1 protein-coding gene is annotated in these 1,886 nt (G+C 63.9%); it reads right to left on the bottom strand.

Going from position 1 to position 1,886, the window contains the following annotated elements; translation table 11 throughout:
* Positions 1 to 1,696, bottom strand: a 1,696-nt coding sequence (locus tag KBI52_RS01700) for a DNA polymerase/3'-5' exonuclease PolX (protein WP_247654107.1), incomplete at its 3' end; no start/stop codon positions are given.
* Positions 1,697 to 1,886: the final 190 nt, after the last annotated feature.

Raw genomic sequence — 1,886 nt, 5'->3', positions numbered from 1 at the left:
TGACCCCGTTGAGCGGCATAGCCCGCCTGGTGAGATAGCCTACGAGCTCATGACGCCCCAGGCAATTCAGCACCCGGTGCGGAGGAATGCCTCCCTTGCGGGCCATCAACACACCCCAGGCGGTGAGATCGAGCTCGTCGACACTATGCGCGTCCGGGTTGATGCTGAACATGCACCCGAGTTCAAGGGCTCGCTGATGCCAGCGCCAGTCCAGATCCAGACGGGAAGGATGGGCGTTGATCTCAACTGCCACCCCGTGCCTTGCGCATGCCTCCAAGATCTTCTCGACGTCAATCTGATAGCCTTCCCGGCGGCGGAGCAGCCGACCCGTCATGTGGCCAAGAATGGTCGTGAAGGGGTTGGAGACCGCCCGAATTATCCGCTCGGTCTGGGTCTTGGCATCGAGCCTGAAGCGGCTGTGCACACTCGCGACCACAAAGTCGAAGCGAGCTAGGACCGCGTCCGGATAGTCGAGCGAGCCGTCTTCGAGGATGTCGGACTCGATGCCTTTTAGGATCTGGAAGCGACCTTGGTAGCGTCTGTTCAACTCGTCCGCGAGTTCGTGCTGGATAGCGACCCTCTCGACTGAGAGCCCACCGGCATAGCTGGCTGTCTTCGAGTGATCCGCAACACCGAAATACTCATAGCTTCTGGCCCGCGTTGCCTCGGCCATTTCCTCGAGCGTGTTGCTGCCGTCCGAGAAATCGGTGTGGCAGTGCAGAAGTCCCCGAATGTCCTGATCGGCCACGAGGTGAGGCAATCGTCGCGCCACGGCGAGGGCGATCTCTCCCCTGCCCTCCCGCAGTTCGGGCTCGATGAAGGGAAGGTTGAGAGCCGCATAGACGTCCTTCTCGTCCACGCAGTCAACGAGGTGCTGCCCGCGGTACAGCCCTTGTCTATTGAGGCGCAAGCCGCGGCGCTCGGCAAGAGATCGGAGTTCGTCGATGTGCTCGGACGAGCCTGTCGCTAGAACCAGGGCGACCCCATAGTGCGGCGGGTCCGCCAGCCACACTCTGGCCCCCTCAGAGAGATCGACAATCTCAATCCCTGAGCGAGCCGGGGTCTCGGCCACAAGAGCGAGGTCCGACACCAGCTCGGTGCCACGCCGGAAGTCGCCGGCGGGAACGATGCGGGTGAGTTCTGGATGCGACCGCCTGAGGTTTGCTTCCAGGGTGCTGAGGTGCTCGCCGGCGCGATGGATGAGCCGCTGCCCGGACGAACGCCGCATGAACTCGATGTTTGCGAGGACCTTGTCCTGAAAGGCAGGACCGAAGCCCTTCGTCGCCTTGAGGCGGTCCTGCCGGCCAGCCGCTTCGAGCTCATCGACGCTGGTGATCCCGAGCTTGCGGTAGAGGTCGAGGACTTTCTGCGGGCGCAGGCCCGGGATCGCCAGCAGCTCCAGCACGCCCGCTGGCACCTCAGCCCGCAGAGCCTCCAGGCGCAGCGTGGTGCTGTCCCGGTGCAAACGCTGGATCGTCTCTGAGAGGGCGGCGCCCACGCCTGGGATCTCCTTGAGCCGTCCGGCCGCGATGACCTCCTCGAGGGGTTCACGGAGCAGCAGGAGGCCCTCGGCCGCCCGGGTATAGGCGCGTGCCTTGTACGAGTTCTCACCCGCGAGCACGAGCCGCTGCCCGATCTCGACCAGCAGTCGGGCGACGGCGGGCGCATCCAGGCCCTTGGAGGCCTGTGCAGCCATTGCTGAAGGCGGCGATGAGGCTAGTTCTCGGTCCATTCGCAGTTCTGACGGCTAGCGGCCCTTGGCCACTGGTAACGTCTGGCAGAGCCCGACAGTTTCCAAAGGCAAGCCGACCGCCCTCGCCGTCCATGGGATCGGCGCAGCATGTGTTCTTGATTGAGTACTGCGTTAGAAGCGACCGCCAAGGATG

This window comes from Microvirga sp. HBU67558 (genome assembly GCF_018069605.1).
Classification (GTDB): Bacteria; Pseudomonadota; Alphaproteobacteria; order Rhizobiales; family Beijerinckiaceae; genus Microvirga; species Microvirga terrae.
This window is presented reverse-complemented; position numbering and strand designations above follow the sequence as displayed.